The sequence below is a fragment of the Pseudomonas sp. LAMO17WK12:I10 genome, from assembly GCF_900215185.1.
Classification (GTDB): domain Bacteria; phylum Pseudomonadota; class Gammaproteobacteria; order Pseudomonadales; family Pseudomonadaceae; genus Aquipseudomonas; species Aquipseudomonas chlororaphis.
The window spans coordinates 1-15,963 of the sequence record NZ_OBDX01000015.1 but is presented as its reverse complement, the minus strand read 5'-3'; the positions used below and the strand labels follow the sequence as shown (position 1 = coordinate 15,963).

16 protein-coding genes and 2 pseudogenes are annotated in these 15,963 nt (G+C 65.7%); 13 read left to right on the top strand and 5 right to left on the bottom strand.

The window, feature by feature from the left end; translation table 11 throughout:
• Positions 1 to 226: 226 nt before the first annotated feature.
• Positions 227 to 829, bottom strand: a complete 603-nt coding sequence (locus CRO75_RS17215; protein ID WP_097137005.1) for a GNAT family N-acetyltransferase — start codon at positions 827 to 829, stop codon at positions 227 to 229.
• 284 nt (positions 830 to 1,113) lie between these two features.
• Here CRO75_RS17215 and CRO75_RS17210 point away from each other — a divergent pair, with 284 nt between their 5' ends.
• From CRO75_RS17210 to CRO75_RS17160, 11 genes are all read left to right on the top strand, one after another.
• The gene (locus CRO75_RS17210; protein WP_169897782.1) at positions 1,114 to 1,725 is read left to right on the top strand and encodes a transposase; all 612 of its coding nucleotides are present in this window, start codon (positions 1,114 to 1,116) and stop codon (positions 1,723 to 1,725) included.
• 74 nt (positions 1,726 to 1,799) lie between these two features.
• On the top strand, positions 1,800 to 3,461 hold the full coding sequence (locus CRO75_RS17205; protein ID WP_239990597.1) for a ShlB/FhaC/HecB family hemolysin secretion/activation protein: 1,662 nt from the start codon (positions 1,800 to 1,802) through the stop codon (positions 3,459 to 3,461).
• A 20-nt stretch (positions 3,462 to 3,481) separates the two neighbouring features.
• Positions 3,482 to 5,305 carry a MotA/TolQ/ExbB proton channel family protein gene (locus tag CRO75_RS17200; RefSeq protein ID WP_097137000.1) on the top strand — a complete coding sequence of 608 codons (1,824 nt, stop codon included), beginning with the start codon at positions 3,482 to 3,484 and terminating at the stop codon, positions 5,303 to 5,305.
• Between the two features lie 11 nt (positions 5,306 to 5,316).
• Entirely contained in the window at positions 5,317 to 5,742 is a 426-nt protein-coding gene (locus CRO75_RS17195) for a biopolymer transporter ExbD (protein ID WP_007928991.1), read from the top strand.
• A 3-nt stretch (positions 5,743 to 5,745) separates the two neighbouring features.
• Positions 5,746 to 6,483 carry an energy transducer TonB gene (locus CRO75_RS17190; RefSeq protein WP_097136999.1) on the top strand — a complete coding sequence of 246 codons (738 nt, stop codon included), beginning with the start codon at positions 5,746 to 5,748 and terminating at the stop codon, positions 6,481 to 6,483.
• A gap of 43 nt (positions 6,484 to 6,526) precedes the next feature.
• Positions 6,527 to 8,221 carry a putative porin gene (locus CRO75_RS17185; RefSeq protein ID WP_097136997.1) on the top strand — a complete coding sequence of 565 codons (1,695 nt, stop codon included), beginning with the start codon at positions 6,527 to 6,529 and terminating at the stop codon, positions 8,219 to 8,221.
• A 48-nt stretch (positions 8,222 to 8,269) separates the two neighbouring features.
• Complete coding sequence (locus CRO75_RS17180; RefSeq protein ID WP_097137163.1) at positions 8,270 to 8,914, top strand: DNA repair protein; 645 nt, start codon at positions 8,270 to 8,272, stop codon at positions 8,912 to 8,914.
• A gap of 20 nt (positions 8,915 to 8,934) precedes the next feature.
• Positions 8,935 to 9,471 (top strand): YbjN domain-containing protein, encoded by a 537-nt coding sequence (locus CRO75_RS17175; RefSeq protein ID WP_097136994.1) that lies wholly within the window; start codon positions 8,935 to 8,937, stop codon positions 9,469 to 9,471.
• Entirely contained in the window at positions 9,468 to 10,421 is a 954-nt protein-coding gene (locus CRO75_RS17170) for a peptidylprolyl isomerase (protein WP_097136993.1), read from the top strand. Before CRO75_RS17175 ends, CRO75_RS17170 begins: the two co-directional genes overlap by 4 nt.
• Before the next feature lie 78 nt (positions 10,422 to 10,499).
• The gene (locus CRO75_RS17165) at positions 10,500 to 11,492 is read left to right on the top strand and encodes a LysR family transcriptional regulator (protein WP_097136991.1); all 993 of its coding nucleotides are present in this window, start codon (positions 10,500 to 10,502) and stop codon (positions 11,490 to 11,492) included.
• Between the two features lie 183 nt (positions 11,493 to 11,675).
• Positions 11,676 to 12,194 (top strand): GNAT family N-acetyltransferase, encoded by a 519-nt coding sequence (locus tag CRO75_RS17160; protein ID WP_097136989.1) that lies wholly within the window; start codon positions 11,676 to 11,678, stop codon positions 12,192 to 12,194.
• A gap of 171 nt (positions 12,195 to 12,365) precedes the next feature.
• Here CRO75_RS17160 and CRO75_RS17155 read toward each other — a convergent pair whose 3' ends face one another.
• Positions 12,366 to 13,070 carry an aspartate/glutamate racemase family protein gene (locus tag CRO75_RS17155; protein WP_097136987.1) on the bottom strand — a complete coding sequence of 235 codons (705 nt, stop codon included), beginning with the start codon at positions 13,068 to 13,070 and terminating at the stop codon, positions 12,366 to 12,368.
• A gap of 79 nt (positions 13,071 to 13,149) precedes the next feature.
• On the opposite strand from CRO75_RS17155, the gene CRO75_RS17150 reads away from it, so the two are divergent.
• Positions 13,150 to 13,956: an AraC family transcriptional regulator gene (locus CRO75_RS17150; protein WP_097136985.1), complete on the top strand. Its 807-nt coding sequence runs from the start codon at positions 13,150 to 13,152 to the stop codon at positions 13,954 to 13,956.
• Between the two features lie 69 nt (positions 13,957 to 14,025).
• Positions 14,026 to 14,517 carry a hypothetical protein gene (locus CRO75_RS17145; protein WP_177409759.1) on the top strand — a complete coding sequence of 164 codons (492 nt, stop codon included), beginning with the start codon at positions 14,026 to 14,028 and terminating at the stop codon, positions 14,515 to 14,517.
• Between the two features lie 53 nt (positions 14,518 to 14,570).
• On the opposite strand, the gene CRO75_RS17140 is transcribed toward CRO75_RS17145, so the two are convergent.
• From CRO75_RS17140 to CRO75_RS17130, 3 genes and pseudogenes are all read right to left on the bottom strand, one after another.
• Positions 14,571 to 14,798 (bottom strand): CcoQ/FixQ family Cbb3-type cytochrome c oxidase assembly chaperone, encoded by a 228-nt coding sequence (locus tag CRO75_RS17140; protein WP_085530978.1) that lies wholly within the window; start codon positions 14,796 to 14,798, stop codon positions 14,571 to 14,573.
• A gap of 99 nt (positions 14,799 to 14,897) precedes the next feature.
• A pseudogene (locus tag CRO75_RS17135) lies at positions 14,898 to 15,311 on the bottom strand (cbb3-type cytochrome c oxidase subunit I); the annotation flags it as partial.
• A gap of 508 nt (positions 15,312 to 15,819) precedes the next feature.
• Positions 15,820 to 15,963: pseudogene (locus CRO75_RS17130) on the bottom strand (IS5/IS1182 family transposase); the annotation flags it as partial.

The window sequence follows — 15,963 nt, the reverse complement described above, 5'->3', positions numbered from 1 at the left end:
TTATCAATAGGGCATGACGACGTCGCGGCCGTTCCGGCCGATCGCAGCCTGCGGCAGCGGCTACAGGGATTGCATCGGTCCGGCGTCTTTTTGTCGGGCATGGGGGCTTTCGGGCTTGGCCGCTCAACGGCCGATAGCTGGCGAGAAAAATGCCTTGAAGCTCACCACCTTTCGACACAGCCGGTCGTCGCTCAGCCGTGGAATGCCGATCTCACCGACACGGTCCCTATAAAAACTGTCCATCTGGAAGGTCGAGATCGATGGTCCCTCTGGTCAATACAGAGGCTGCCGCGATTGCCTTGGGTGAAAACAGGCGCAACAGAACGACTTTGCCCAGCGTATCGCTGCGTAACGCCATTTCGTTCTGATTGCCGATCAGCACTACGTCGGGCGCAATGGGCCAGCCGCCTGCCCGGGCATAGAAACGTGCCAGCGGTGGGTCGCAGGTGAAGACGCCGATATCGAGGTTGCTGTGTTCCATGCAGCGCGTGGCCGCGGCGACGGTCCTCAGGCCCAGGCCTTGTCCCTGGCAAGCGGGATCGGTCATGACGCAGCTGAGCCCGGCGATGTCGAATGTGTGGCCGGCATGCTCGATCGTCTTCATGGCGACAGCGGCGTAGCTGAGCACCCGGTCGGGTGCGCAGATGTAGAACGAGAAGGTGTCGAACACGGGATCGTGCAGCGGGGCGGCTTCGGCGTCTTCAGGCACGTCCGGCTCGGGATAGACGCGCCGCTGCAGCAAGGCAAATGCTCGCTGCAAGGCCGAGGAGGCCCGCTGGTAGGCGATGGCGTCGACAGTCCCGGGTTCCGAGGGCCTGAGGTCTGTCATGGGTGTGTCCTTGTCTGAAATAGCCTGGTTGAGGGATCGACATTCTCGCATGCCGGCCGTGTGGCGTTCACCGCGCCACCACCCGCCACCTTTCCACCCCGTCTTTCCGAGCCAGGCACCCTGGCGCCCTCAGGCCTGTCCTGGCCGAACCTTCCTGGGGTGAATGAAGCTTTTATGACAAAAGTTCGGTAGCACTTCGCCAGTCCCGTCATGGATATGTGACGCGCTTGAGGGGGCCTTCTGGCCACTGTTCTGAGCCGAGGCGGGACGCCGGGAGTGAGGTGATGGGGACTATGGAACGCTACGCGAAAGTGGGCATGCAGGAGCTGGACCAGCGGTTGTCGAAGATCGTCGAGGCCGCGCGCAAGAAGCCGGTGTCGGTCTATCGCTACGGTGCGCCGTGGGTCTGGATCGTTTCCCAGGATGACTGGCAGGGCGCCTTGAAGGAGGTGTCGAGCTATATCCCGCCGGGCCATTCGCTGGTGTTGCTGCGTCCGCAGATCGACGCCTTGCTCGACCAGCACCGCGACATTCTCCAGGGCCTGGATGCCGAGCCCGGCATGCTTATCGCCCCACGCACGGTGATGCACATCCTGCTGTTGCAGCTGCTGTATTCGGTGCCCGGCGAGCAGCAGTTGTACGAACAACTCAATTACAACCTGCTGTTTCGCTGGTTCGTCGGCCTGGACCTGAACCAGAAGGTCTGGAGCCTCGGCGTGCTGAGCCGCGATATCGCCACGCTGTTGAACGACGCGCGGGCGGTTCTGCTGATCCAGAAAATCATCGGTGAAGTGTTCTGTGGCGCCTTGCTGCAAATGCCCGAGTTCTCGTTGAACTTCGCGCTGTTGCACAGCTGGCTGGCCAAGCACGCCACGACATCGACCTTGAGCAATTGAGGCGGCCAAACGCCGTACAGACGGCGACGGCGGTTTCGACGCGGTTGGACATTCTTGGAAATCTAGGGGGCGGTGTGGAGCATCTGTTCAAGAGATGGCGGCCGGGGCCGACCAGGCGCTGGCTGCCGGTGTGCGGCTGGCTGGCGCTGGTCGCGCTGGGCCAGCCGCTGCAGGCCGAGGAGGGCGGCCCGGTGGCAGGCGAGCCGGTGCAAGGCGGCGCGGCGCAGGGCGAGGCCGCGCCCGCGCGGCTGGTGGATGTGAATGAGTACTTCGTGCGCGGCAACACCGTGCTCGATGCCCGGGCCATCGAAGAAGCGGTGTATCCCTTCCTCGGCCCGCAGAAAGCCCTGAGCGATATCGAGGGCGCCCGCGACGCCTTGCAGAAGGTCTACCAGGCCCGCAGCTACCAGTCGGTGTTCGTCGAGCTGCCGGAGCAGAAGGTCGAGGACGGCATCGTCTACCTGCAGGTCAGCGAGACCAAGGTCGGGCGGGTGCGGGTGGTGGGGGCCAAGCATTACTCGCCGGTGGAAATCCGCGACGAGGTGCCGGCGTTGCAGGAAGGCGAGGTGCCGGACTTCGCCAAGGTCCAGGGCCAGCTGGCGAGCCTGAACAAGACCCCCGGGCGCCAGGTCATGCCGCTGGTCCGCGAAGGCCAGCGCCCCGGCACCATGGACGTCGACCTGCAGGTGGAAGACCAGAACCCGTGGCAGGCCAGCGTCGGCCTGAACAACGACTACAGCGCCGACACCAAGCACCTGCGGGCGGTCACCAGTCTGGGCTACAAAAACCTCTGGCAGCTGGGCCACAGCATTTCCCTAACCTATTTCACCGCGCCCGAGGACCAGGACAACGCCAAGGTCTGGTCCGGTTCCTACACCGCGCCGCTGAACGAGCGCTGGAGCCTGCAGTTCGCCGGCTACCAGTCCGACAGCAACGTCGCCACCATCGGCGGCAGCAACGTGCTGGGCAAAGGGCATTCCTACGGCCTGTCGCTGATCTACAGCCTGCCGGCCAGCGGCAGTTGGGCCAATTCGTTCTCGGTCGGGGTGGATTTCAAGGACTTCGAGGAGGAGCTGAGCCTGGGCGGCGACAGCGACAAGGTGCCGCTCAAGTACGCGCCGTTCACCTTCGCCTACAACGGTTTCCGCTACACCGAGACCTCCCAGCTGGGCCTCGGCCTGAGCCTGGTGGCCGGTACCCGCAGCCTGTTCGGCTATGGCAGCTCGGACGAAGACTTCGACTACAAGCGCTACCGCGCCAACCCCAGTTTCGCCGTGCTCAAGGGCGACCTGAATTACACCTACACCTTCGCCAACGACTGGCAGACCGGGTCCAAGGCGGCGTTCCAGCTGGCCTCGGGGCCGCTGGTGTCCAACGAGCAGTTCTCCGCCGGCGGCGCCACCTCGGTGCGCGGCTACCTGGCGGCCGAGCGCACCAGTGACGACGGCTACCTGTTTTCCCAGGAGCTGCGCACGCCGTCCCTGGCCAAGTACCTGGGCGGTTATGTCAACGAATGGCGCTTCTATGCCTTCGCCGAAGGCGCGCGGATGTACCTGCGCGACGAGCTTCCCGACCAGGAGGCCGACTACAGCCTGGCCAGCGTCGGCCTGGGCACCCGCGCCAGCTTGAGCAAATGGCTTTCCGGCAGCCTGGACTGGGGTTACCCGCTGCTTGATGGACCGAACACCCAGAAACAGGACTCGCGCGTGCACTTCAGTGTGCAGGCGACGTTTTGATCTTTCACGGAGTAACTTTCATGCAGCGCTTACTGATTTCCCTGTTGATCTGCCTGGGCTTCGTGCTCCCGGCGACCGCCCAGGCGTGGTGGCAGGACGACTGGCACTACCGCAAGCAAATCTCGATCGACACCACGCCGCAAGGCGCGGCCATCAACCAGGCCCTGGGCCGCACCGCGCTGCTGGTGCGCCTGCACACCGGCAATTTCAGCTTCGACGGGGTCAAGGAAGACGGCTCCGACCTGCGCTTCGTCAGCGCCGACGACAAGACCGTGTTCAACCACCAGATCGAAAGCTTCGACCCGCTGATGGGCATGGCCCTGGTCTGGGTCGACGTGCCGAACGTGGAGGGTGGCCAGCGCCAGGACATCTGGATGTACTACGGCAACCAGAAGGCCCCGGCGACCGCCAACGGCCAGCTGACCTTCGACCCGAACTACGTCGCCCTCTATCACTTCGACGGCGCCAACGGCACCCCGGCCAAGGACACCACGGCCTACGGCAACCATGCGCAGAACGCCACCGGCGCGAGCATCGATGGGGTGATCGGCCGGGCCTTGCAGTTCAACGGCCAGCCGCTGCTGTTGCCGGCCAGCCCGTCGCTGCAACACAGCGCCGACGGCGCCTTTACCTTCAGTGCCTGGCTGCGCCTGGACCAGGCCAGCGGCGAACAGTTGCTGCTGGCCCGGCGTGAAGGGGCCAGCAGCCTGCTGATCGGGGTCAACCAGGGCGTGCCTTTTGTCGAGGTCGACGGCCAGCGCGCGGTGTCGACCCAGCCGCTCAATCCCGGGCAGTGGCAGCACCTGGCCCTGACCGCCCAGGGCAGCCAGCTGGCATTGTTGGTCAATGGCCGCGAAAGCGCCCGCCTGGCGGTGGCGCTGCCGGCGTTCAACTCGCCGCTGGCCATCGGCGCCGATTTGCCGCCGGCATCAACGCCAGGGGCAACGGCCGAGGCCAGTGCCTTCCTGCCGTTCAATGGCGCCATCGACGAGTTGCGCCTGTCCAAGGTGGCCCGTCCCGCCGGCCTGCTGCTGGCCGATGCCGCGGCCCAGGGCGCCGAGTCGAAACTGGTGGTGTACGGCGTCGATGAAGAACAGTCGGGCTTCGGTTTCGGCAGCCTGGGCTTTTTGCTCAAGGCCGTGCCGGTGGACGCCTGGGTGATCATCGCGGTGCTGGTGCTGATGATGTTCCAGTCGTGGATCATCATGATCCGCAAGAACCGCATGGTCGGCCGCGTCAGCAGTGCCAACCAGATCTTCCGCGAGCAGTTCGCCCGGGTCGGCACCCGCCTGGAAATGTTCGCCGACGACCGCAATCTGGCCCAGCGCCTGGAGCATTCCTCGCTGTGGCGCCTGTACCAGGTGGCGGTCCAGGAGATCCGCACCCGTCGCGAGCAGGGCGCCGACACCTCGTCGGTCTCGGCGGCGACCATCGAGGCCATCCGCTGCTCCATGGACGGCGTGCGCACCCGCGAGAACCAGCAGCTCGGTTCCAAGCTCTCGACCCTGTCCAACGCCATCGCCGGCGGGCCCTACATCGGCCTGCTGGGTACGGTGCTGGGGATCATGGTGGTGTTCCTCGGCACGGCCATGGCCGGCGACGTGAACATCAACGCCATCGCCCCGGGCATGGCCGCGGCCCTGCTGGCCACCGCCATGGGCCTGTTCGTCGCGATCCCGGCGCTGTTTGGCTACAACCGGCTGATCACCCGCAACAAGGAAGTCAGCGCCGACATGCGGGTGTTCGTCGACGAGTTCATCACCCGCCTGGCCGAGTTGCATGGCGCCAGCCAGTCCAGTGAAGCCGCGCCCGCGCGGGCTCATAACGCCAGCGTGCCGGCCTGAGGAGAAACGTCATGGCTTCTGTGAACGCCTCCCACGACGACGATGACGACGCGCCAGTGGACAGCATCAACATCACGCCCCTGGTGGACGTGCTGATGGTGGTGCTGGTGATGTTCATCCTCACCGCCACCGCCCAGGTCTCCGGGATCCAGATCAACCTGCCCAAGGCCAGCGCTTCGGTGTCGCTGTCCGAGGCCAAGACCAAGGCGATCTCGGTCAACGACGGCGGCCAGGTGTTCCTCGACGCCTACCCGGTGACGCTGCCGGAGCTGGAAGAACGCCTGCGCATGGAAAAGGCCCTGAACCCGGACTTCCCGGTGATCGTGCGCGGCGACGCCACGGTGCAGTACCAGAAGGTCATCGAGGTCCTGGACCTGCTGCGCCGGCTGGAGCTGTCCCAGGTCGGGCTGGTCACCGGCAAACCGAGCCAGGGCTGAGCCATGACCGCACAACCATCGATCACACCACCACCGATCACACCACCACCGATCCAGCTGCCGCCGGTGAAGAACCGCACGGCGCCGCGCCTGCTCAAGTGGGGCGTGGGGCTGCTGCTCGGGGCCATTGCCGCCTGGCTGCTCTGGCAGTGGGCCAACGACATGAGCGGGGTGCGCCGGGAGGCGCCCAAGGTGCCGACCATTATCCCGCTGCCGCCACCACCGCCACCGCCGCCGGAAAAACCCAAGGAGCCGGAGCCGCCGGTCGAGGAGAAGGTGCCCGAGCCGGAACCGACCCCGGAGCCGGAACAGGTCAAGCCCGAGGAAGAAGCGCCGCCGTCGCCGGTGGACGATCTGGCTAATCCCATGCAGATGGATGGCGATGCCCAGGCCGGCAGCGACGCTTTCAACATCGGCGCCGGCAAGGGCGGCGGCATGGCCGGTTCCGGCGGTGGGCGCCTGGGCAACGGCACCTACAGCCAGTTCCTGGCCTTCACCTTCCAGCGCGTGCTGCGGGAAAACCCGGACCTGCGCAACCAGGCCTTTTCGCTGCAAACCGACGTCTGGCTGAGCGCCGTCGGCGAGATCACCCGGGTCGAGCTGGTCAAGTCCAGCGGCAACCCGCAAATCGACACCCAGGTGCTGGCCGCCTTGCGCGGCGCGGCGCATTTGACGGAGCGGCCACCGGCCTCCCTGACCCTGCCTGTACGCCTGTCCCTGCAGGGGCGGCGTCCGGGTTAACCGAACGACTGATGCAAGTTTTGCCAAAAGGAGCTGTGTGCAAATGATTTCCAACGTGAATCGATTGTCCCTGGCGATCGGCATGGTCATCGCGACCCTGGTGGGACCGGTAGCGGCCGCGCCCGCTGCGCCCTCGGAAAACGCCACGATCAATCTGATCCGTTTGCTGGTGCAGCAGGGCGTGCTGAAACAGGAACAGGCCGACGGCCTGATCGCCCAGGCCGAGCGCGAAGCGCAGCAAGCGCGCCAGGCCAGCACCGCGGTGGCGGCGGGGCCGGCGGCGACGCCGGGGGATGTGCGGGTGCAATACCTGCCGGCCATCGTCCGCGACCAGATCCGCGACCAGGTCAAGGCCGAGGTCATGGCCACCGCCAAGCAGGAAAACTGGGCCCAGCCCAACACCTTCCCGGACTGGGTGTCGCGCATCAGTTTCGACGGCGACATTCGCCTGCGCGACGAGTCGCGCTACTACTCGGGCAGCAACAGCAACGAAATCGTCGACTTCGCCAAGCTCAACGACAAGGGCCCGTACGACGTCAACCCCAACAGCAGCTCCAACCTGCCGCCCTTGCTCAACACCCGCGAGGACCGCGAGAACCTGTTCCGCCTGCGCGCCCGACTGGGCATGAAGGCACAGGTCGCCGAGGACTGGACCGCCGGCATCCGCATCGGCACCGGCTCGGACAACAACCCGGTGTCCACCACCCAGACCCTGGGCGGCGGGTTCGGCAAGAAGGACATCTGGCTCGACCAGGGCTACCTGACCTGGAAGGCCACCGACGCGCTGACCCTGACCGGCGGGCGGATCGCCAACCCGTTCTTCTCCACCGACCTGCTGTATTCCAACGACCTGAACTTCGACGGCGTGGCGGCGATCTTCAACCACAAGCTCAATCGCGACTGGGGCCTGTTCGGTACGGTCGGCGCGTTCCCGGTGGAGTACACCAACGACACCTCCACCAGCAACGGCTTCGACAAGGAAGAGAGCGACAACAAATGGCTGTACGGCGCGCAGATCGGCGCCAACTGGGCGATCAACGGCAACCACCGGCTCAAGGGCGCATTGGCCTACTACCGCTTCGACGATATCGAGGGCCAGCGCTCCGGTGCCTGCGAACCCTGGGCCGGGGCGCCGGGCTGCGACAGCGACGGCAGCCGCGTGGCCTTCATGCAGAAGGGCAACAGCGTGTTCCTGCTGCGCGACATCACGCCCAACCCGCTCAACCCGGCCGCCACCGCGCAGCCGCAGTTCGTCGGCCTGGCCTCGGAGTTCAACCTGCTGGACCTGAACCTGGTATGGGACGCCGACCTGCCGGAGAACTTCAAGCTGCGCAGCCAGGCCAACTACATCCACAACCTGGGTTACGACGAAGGCGAGATGCGCAAGCGCTCTGAAGGCCAGATCGTCAACAACCTGGACAGCAACGGCGAGCTGGAAAGCGGCGCCAACGCCTGGATGGTGCAGTTCACCCTGGGCAACAGCCTGGAGCTGGCCAGGCAGGGCGACTGGAACCTGTTCGCCGGCTACAAGTACATCCAGCCCGATGCGCTGCCTGACGGTTTCAACGATTCCTCGTTCCACCTCGGCGGCACCAACGCCAAGGGTTATTTCCTCGGCGGCAACTACGGCCTGGCCAAGAACGTCTTCGCCACCGGCCGCTGGCTGAGTTCCGAGGCGGTGTACGGCGCGCCGTTCGACATCGATGTCTTGCAGCTTGAAATCAACACGCGCTTCTAGGGCGCAAGGGGCATTGTCATGACCAGTCTTGCTATGAACAGCACGGCGATGAACACGCAAGCCAGGGCGGGGCGCTGCCTGCTGTTGGCCCTGGGCGTGCTGATGGCCAGCGGGGCCAGCGCCGAAGGCATGGAGGAGCGCTTGCGCACCCAGTTGCGCAGCACCACCCAGCAGTTGCAGGCCCTGCAGAGCGAACAGGCCCAGGCCAGCGCGGCCCGGGTCGCCGCCGAAAACCAGGCCAAACAGGCACAGGCGCAGATCAAGCAACTGACCGCCGACCTGGCCAAGGCCCGCGGCGTCGCCGAGCAACTGGCCGGCCAGCAGCAGAACCTGCACAGCCAGGCCCAGGCGCAGATGGCCGCCAGCAGCGAGCAGATCGGCAAGTTCAAGAAGGCCTATGACGAGTTGCTGGTCATGGCCCGGGCTAAAGAGGCCGAGCGGGCCAGGCTGCAGGCGCAATTGAGCGAACGTGACACACAAGTGCAGCAATGTTCGGTCAAGAATCAGCAAATGTATGGCGTGGCCAAAGAGATCCTCGCGGCCTACGAGAAGATCGACGTGGCGCAGGTGATGAAAATCCGCCAACCCTTCGCCGGCGGCGCCCGGGTCAAGTTCGAGGAACTGGCCCAGGGCTTTGGCGACGAGCTGTACAAAACCCAGTTCGATGCCCCGCGGGCAGCGAGCACCCACTGAATATCAGGGAAGAATCGAGCATGACTGAACAAGCGCAATTGATCGCCAGCGTCACCCCGCAGAGCCTCACCGAACTGCTGCAAGGCGCCGGCTACCGGGTCAACCAGACCGACCAGAACGGCATCGTGCAACTGCTCAGCGCCAGCCAGGGCATCGGCTACGCCGTGCGCTTCGGCAACGCGGCGGCGGCTGAACCGCGCAGCTATGTGGACTTCACCTTCAGCTGCGCGCTGCGGGTCCAGGGCGAGTTGCCGGCGGGCCTGGCCGAACTGTGGAACGCCTCGCGACGCTTTGCCCGGCTGTCGGTGCAGGGCGAGTTCCTGGTGATGGAAATGGACGTGGTGGTGTCCGGGGTTGGCCACGATCACCTGCGCAGCCAGCTGGAACTCTGGGACCGGCTGTTGCAGGAGTTCATCGTCTACCTGCGCGACTACAGCCAGCACGCCGCGCGCCTGCAGGCCCAGCCTGAAGCCACGCCAGAAACCATGCCTGAAGCAGCGCCCGAGGCCGTCGCCGAGGCTGTCGCCGAGGCTGTCGTTGAGGTGCCTGGGCAGTGAAGAAGCCAAGCCTGGTGGTCGGTGTCGGCGCCCTGGCCCTGGTGGCGCTGGCGGTGTGGCTGGGCGTGCGTCCGGGCAGCGACCCGGTGGCGGCGCAACAGCCCAGGGTGGCGCTAGCCAGCCCGGTCGACGACGGTCCGGCGGTGGCGCGCCTGGGCAACCAGCGGGTGGCGCCGGAGGAGCTCAAGGCGCTGTTCGCGGCCTTGCCCGAGGCGTCCCGCGAGCAGCTGCGGGGCAATCGCCCGGCCCTGGAAAACTGGATTCGCACGCGCCTGGCGGAAAAGGCCGTGCTCGAACAGGCCGATGCCCAGGGCTGGCGCCAGCGTCCGGAGGTGGCCTTGCAGACCAAGGTGGCCACGGAACAGATCGTCTTTCGCGACTACTTGCGCTCGGTCAGCCAGGTACCGGCCGGCTACCCGAGCGAGGCCGAATTGCAGCAGGCCTACGACGCCGGCAAGGCGCAGTGGCAAACCCCGGCCTTGTACCGGGTCAGCCAGATCTTCCTCGCGGTGAATGAGCCGCAGGCGCTGGAGGCGACGCGCAAGCAGGCCCAGGAACTGAGCAAGAAGGCCCAGGCCGCCCCCGGCGAATTCGCCGCCCTGGCCAGCCAGTATTCCCAGGACCCCGACAGCGTCCGGCGCGGCGGCGACTCTGGGTTGCAACCGTTGCAGCAACTGCTGCCCGAGGTCCGCGGTGCCGTGGCGCGCTTGAAGGTTGGTGCGGTGTCCGATGCGGTGCAGAGCGCGGCGGGTTTTCATGTGCTCAAGCTGACCGAGCAGCAACCGGCCCGCACGGCGACCCTGGACGAGTTGCGCGAACGCCTGACCCAGGCCCTGCGGGCGCAGCGCCAGGAACAGATCGCCAAGGCCTACCTGGAAGGCATGCTCGACACCGCGACCCTGAGTATCGACGGCGCGCAGTTGAGCAAGGTGCTGGAGGAGAAGCTATAGGGGGGCGGTGTGGCCGATACCGCTATCGCCTGAACAACGTGCAATGGATGCCATCACTCACACGACAGGGAGTCACTCATGTCCTTTCTCGAACCCGTCCCGATCTCGGGCATCACCCCCTACATCGCCCAGGCCGAACCCCGGGAAGCCTGGCTGGCCCTGGCCGCCGGGATCGAGCCGGAGCTGGCCCAGTATTTTCTGGTCACCGCCCGATGCGGCTGCTTCATGCAGGCGGCGCGCAGCCTGAACATCAAGTCGACGCTGCTGCGCAAACAGCTGGCGCACCTGGAGGAACAGTTGCGCCGCCCCTTGTTCAGCTTCCAGGGCAGTGCCCTGAGCCTCAGCCGCGAAGGCCAGCAGCTCAAGGCGCAACTGATCGCCCTGGCCCACGAACGCACGCTGCCGGTGCTCGAACAGCCGCTGCTGCGCCTGGCGGTGGCCGAGTCGATCCTGCACGACATCCTCGGTCGCGACCTGATTGCCCTGTTGCGGCGCAACGCCAGCGTGCGCCTGGAGATCATCTCCATCGACAGCGAGCTGTCGCTGCGGGCCCTGAGCGCGGACGTGGTGGTGTGGCTGGGCGGGGTGGATTCACCCAGGCCGGGGCCGAGTTTCGTCACCAGCGCGCCGCAGCCGCTGGTGCGTCTGGACTACCTGCCGCATATCGCCAAGCGTTATTCGCGGGTCGCGGCGCGCCCCGACAGCCTGGACGACCTGGCCGACTACATGCTGGTGCAATGGCAGCAGGACCGGCAGGTCGAGCCGCTGCGGCCGTGGAACCAGCTGGTGGAGCAGCGCCTGGCGGGGGTGGTGCAGGTGCATTCCTACGAGCTGATGCTGGAGATGATCCGCTGCGGCGCCTGCATCGGCCTGCTGCCTCATTACATGAGCCGCTTCGACCGCGGCCTGACGGCACTGCCCGGGTTGTTCGACGAGGCCATGGCGCGCCAGGTGTGGATGGCGGTGAACGCCGAAGTGGAGCACGACGCCGAGGTGCGGATGCTGGTGGAACTGGTCCTCAATACCTTCCGCGAACGTGGCGAATGGTTTGACTCAGTCAATCCGCTGTAGGAGCAGCCGGTCGACGCTCGATTGCTGGCGATGGCGTCCTGCCTGATACACCGCGGCGCAGGCATCGCCAGCCAGGCTCCTACACCGGGAATGGGCTCGCCTGGCCCCTGTGTCCGACACTCGCCATCCGCGGCGCTGGCGCTCTACACTCGACGGCCGTCTCGCATGAACCAAGGAAGACTTATGCCCGCCGAAATCCCCAGCATCGTCATCGAACGTTTCAGTGAAGCCCATGTGCAGGGCATTACCGCGCTGTACAACGACCCCACGGTCGCCCGCCAGGTGCTGCAGATGCCGTTTCAGTCCGCCGAGGTCTGGCGCAATCGCCTGGCGCCGGACAACGAACGGCGGGTGGCCCTGGTGGCGCTGCACCAGGGTGCGGTGATCGGCAGTTGCAGCATCGAGCAATACTCGCGCATCCGCCGCGCCCACTGCGGCAGCGTCGGCATGGGCGTTGCGGTGGAATGGCAGGGCCAGGGCGTCGGCAGCCGGCTGTTGGCGGCGGTGCTGGACGTGGCGGACAACTGGATGAACCTGCAACGGGTGGAACTGACGGTGTTTGCCGACAACGAAGCCGCCCTGGGCCTGTACCGCAAGTTCGGCTTCGAAAGCGAAGGCCGGCTGCGCGACTACGCGGTGCGCGACGGCCAGTACGTCGACGTCTTGAGCATGGCGCGCCTGCGCCGCGCCCTCGCTACCTGAACGTTTACCTAACCTCCACCGCCCCCTGTAGCCGCTGCCGAGCGCCAGCGAGGCTGCGACAGGTCCGCAGGACCTCAGCGATCTCGAGAGCGCCGCGCCCGTTCCGGGCGATCGCAGCCTCGCCAGGGCTCGGCAGCGGCTACAGGCTTGCGGATGGCCGATGATCCGCGGTCAGCCATGCCGCGCTCCATCCAAGGCAAACGCCACCGCCGCCCGCGCATGCAGCTCGGTGGTGTCCAGCAGCGGCAGGGGGCTGTGTTCAGGCTTGAGCAGCAGGCCGATCTCGGTGCAGCCGAGGATGATGGCCTGGGCGCCGCGCTCCATCAGGGCCTGGATCACCTGCTGGTAGCGCTGGCGCGAGGCCTCGCTGATGACGCCCACGCACAGCTCGTCGTAGATGATCCGGTGCACGGCCTGACGGTCCACGGCGTCCGGCACCAGTACCTTGAGGCCGCGATCGAGCAGGCGTTGCTTGAGGAAATCCTGTTCCATGGTGAAGGCCGTGCCCAGCAGGCCCACGCTGAGGGTGCCGGCCTCGAGGGCGGCCTCGGCGGCCGGGTCGGCGATGTGCAGGAAGGGCACCGAGAGCACGGCCTGAATCTCGTCGGCGACCTTGTGCATGGTGTTGGTACAGAGCACCACGCATTCGGCGCCACCGGCCTCCAGGCGGCGCGCCGCATCCACCAGGATCCCGGCCGCGAGGTCCCAGCGTCCGGCGTGCTGGGCCTGTTCGACAGGCCCGAAGTCGACGCTGTACATTAGCAACCGCGCCGAGCGCAGCGGCCCGAGACAGTCCCGTACCTGTTGGTTGATAAGGCGGTAATACTCGGCGCTGGACTCCCAGCTCATGCCGCCGATAAGGCCGATGGTGCGCATACACAGCTCCTGTTGCTGACAAACCTGAGTGTCGAGAGTGTCCCGTGATGCAGCCCCGCGATCTATCAAGAAATTTCACATGCCCGGCGCGCTGAGCAGCAAAGTCCAGGATCACGAGCCGCTGCGCCGCGAATTGCTGGGCGGCACGCTCGACCTGCAATTGCTGCCGCGCGCGGCCTACAGCGCGCGCGATCCGCTGCAGTGGCAAAGCCTCGGCCTGAGCCTGGAGCGCCAGCGGGGCGTGCACGCCATCGGCAGCGACCGGCGCGAGGATTTCGACAGCTGGCCGGGGACCCTGGCCTTGACCCCGGCCGGGGTCGAGGTGTTTTCCGAGTCGCCCCAGGGCGGTGAATACCTGCTGCTGCGCTGGCTGGCCGACCCCCAGGCCCTGGGCATCGCCCGCGGTTCGCGACGCTTGCAACGGCCCGGACACGCCCGGGCCCTGGCGCTGGGACGCCAGGCGCGGCGGCTGTTGCTGGAACCCGCCGGCGATCCGTTGGCCCTGGAACAATGTGCCCTGCAGTTCGCCGGCCTCGCCGCCCTCGACCCAGCACCGGCCAAGGCCGCCAGGCGCACCGAGTTCAGCCGGGTGCTGACGCTGATCGAGCAGCAGTACGCCGAGCCCCTGTCGCTCGGTGAACTGGCGGCCTGCACCGGGCGCAACGAACTGCGTTTCCTGCGGGATTTCACCCGCGCCATCGGCATGACGCCCCATGCCTGGCTGGTCGAAGTCCGGGTGCAGGCGGCGCGTCGGCTGATCGAACGCAGCGACCTGCCGCTCGCCGCCATCGCCCTGGAAACCGGCTTCGCCCACCAGTCCCATATGGGCAGCGCCTTTCGCAAGGTCCTCGGCCTGACCCCCAGCCAGTACCGCGCAGGTTTTTAGTCGTACGCCGACACCCCCCATCTGCCATGCTCAAGGTCCGCAACCGCGGTTTCTCGAAGAGGCATGAACATGGACGACGTACGGCAACTGGGCGAGATGCTTCGGCGCTATGCAGAAAGCGAAGCCCACAAGAAACAGCTGTTCGAAAGCCAGAAGGTGGTCTGGGCGAGCCGCATCACCGAGCTGTTCGAGCATATCCAGCAGTGGCTGGCGCCGGTGCTGATGCCGGACCTGCTGGCCTTGAGCCGGGAACCCTACTTGGCCTTCAGCGCCAGCGTCCCGGTGAAAACCTCGACCTTCAAGACCGAGAAGCTGACCATCGTCATCGCCGGCAAACCGGTGGAGTTCGTGCCCGATGTGATGGGCGCCGCCGGGCAGATTTCCCTGGCGGTCATGGGCCTGACCGCCGCGCGTTACGGCAGCGTGTCCCTGGTGGGCTTGGCCGACGGCAGCTGGCAATGGCGCCAGGCCAACGGCCTGAAGGAGTCCGACGTCTTTACCTTCGACGGCAACTTCCTGGCGTCGCAGCTGCAGGCGCTGATTCCCCGGGAGCGTGGGTAAGGCAGTAGCTGTCTGGTGGCCTGGGCGTCTACCAGACCCATCAAGGGCATTCTTCAGATCTCTACATTGCCCCAGCCGGGCCTGGCGGTTTGCGGTTCCGGCGCTACGGCGTCGATTTTCTTGCCGGTGGCCAGTTCCACCCGGCGTGCCACGTCCGGGTCGTCGGCGAAGGGGATCAGGCTGGCGTCGTCGAGGCTCTTGGCCGATTGATGGCGCAGGCAGTAGCCGATGCTGAGGTAGAGGAAGGTCACGCCGAGCAGGTCAAGGGCGAATTCGATCATCGGGGGCTCGCTGTGCTGCAGGAGGGATGAGCGACGCGGGCCGGGTGTGGCCCGCGTCGTGGTCGTGGTCGTGGCTTGGGCGATCAGGCGATCAGGCGATCAGGCGATCTGGGCGTCGCTGAGGGCCAGGCGCGGGTCGGCCACGCGCACGGTGCGCCAGGTGTTGTAGGCCATCAGCAGCATGCCGCTGAGGAAGAACACGCCCCCGGCGAAGCGCACGATAAAGCCCGGGTGGCTGGCCTGCAGGGCCTCGACGAAGGAGTAGGTGAGGGTGCCGTTGTCGTTGACCGCGCGCCACATCAGGCCCTGGGTGATGCCGTTGACCCACATCGAGGCGATGTACAGCACTGTGCCGATGGTCGCCAGCCAGAAGTGCAGGTTGATCAGTGGGATGCTGTGCATTTGCTCACGGCCGAAGACCTTGGGCACCATGTGGTAGATCGCGCCGAAGGTGATCATTGCCACCCAGCCCAGGGCCCCGGCGTGGACGTGGCCGATGGTCCAGTCGGTGTAGGCGCCGAAGAACCAGTTGCCGACGTAGATGTGTTTGGTCTTGCGCTGCACCACGGTGGTGAAGAACACGATGGCGTAGGCCACCCAGCAGTGGCTAAAAAGCCAGGAATAAGTGAGTGATCTGAGCGTTTGGATCGGCTCACTACTTTCAAAATCGGCGGTGACCGAAGTCAGTCAGAAACACATGGCTACTTCAGACCATCCCTTACGTTTGTCGGCGTATTCGAAGTCGGAAAAGCTCATCTGGCTCATGAAGGGCTCGGGTCAAGTGATGAGGCTGTATTTCAGCAAATAAGGCTCCTGGGCGTCGCCCCTGAAAGACAGAACTCCGTTCATCTTGAAAGCAGACTGTGGCATTACCTTGGGATGGTCTGAAGTAGCCCAATATTTTCTGGCTAATTCTTCATCCTCGATGCCAAAAGGGCAGCAGGTCAAGATGCGATCAGATCTGCTGTCTATTTCATATTTTTTCGCCGCTGCGAGCACCTCGTAGCAACCATTTCGCGTACTACAGATGCACCTCTCCTGTCTTCGATAGCAAATGCCGACGAGCCATCCACAGGTTCGATAGCGCGAACAGCATCACCATCTGCGCGGTGTTCTTGACCAAGCCTCGGAACCGCACCTTGGTAGAACCAAACTCGCGCTTGAT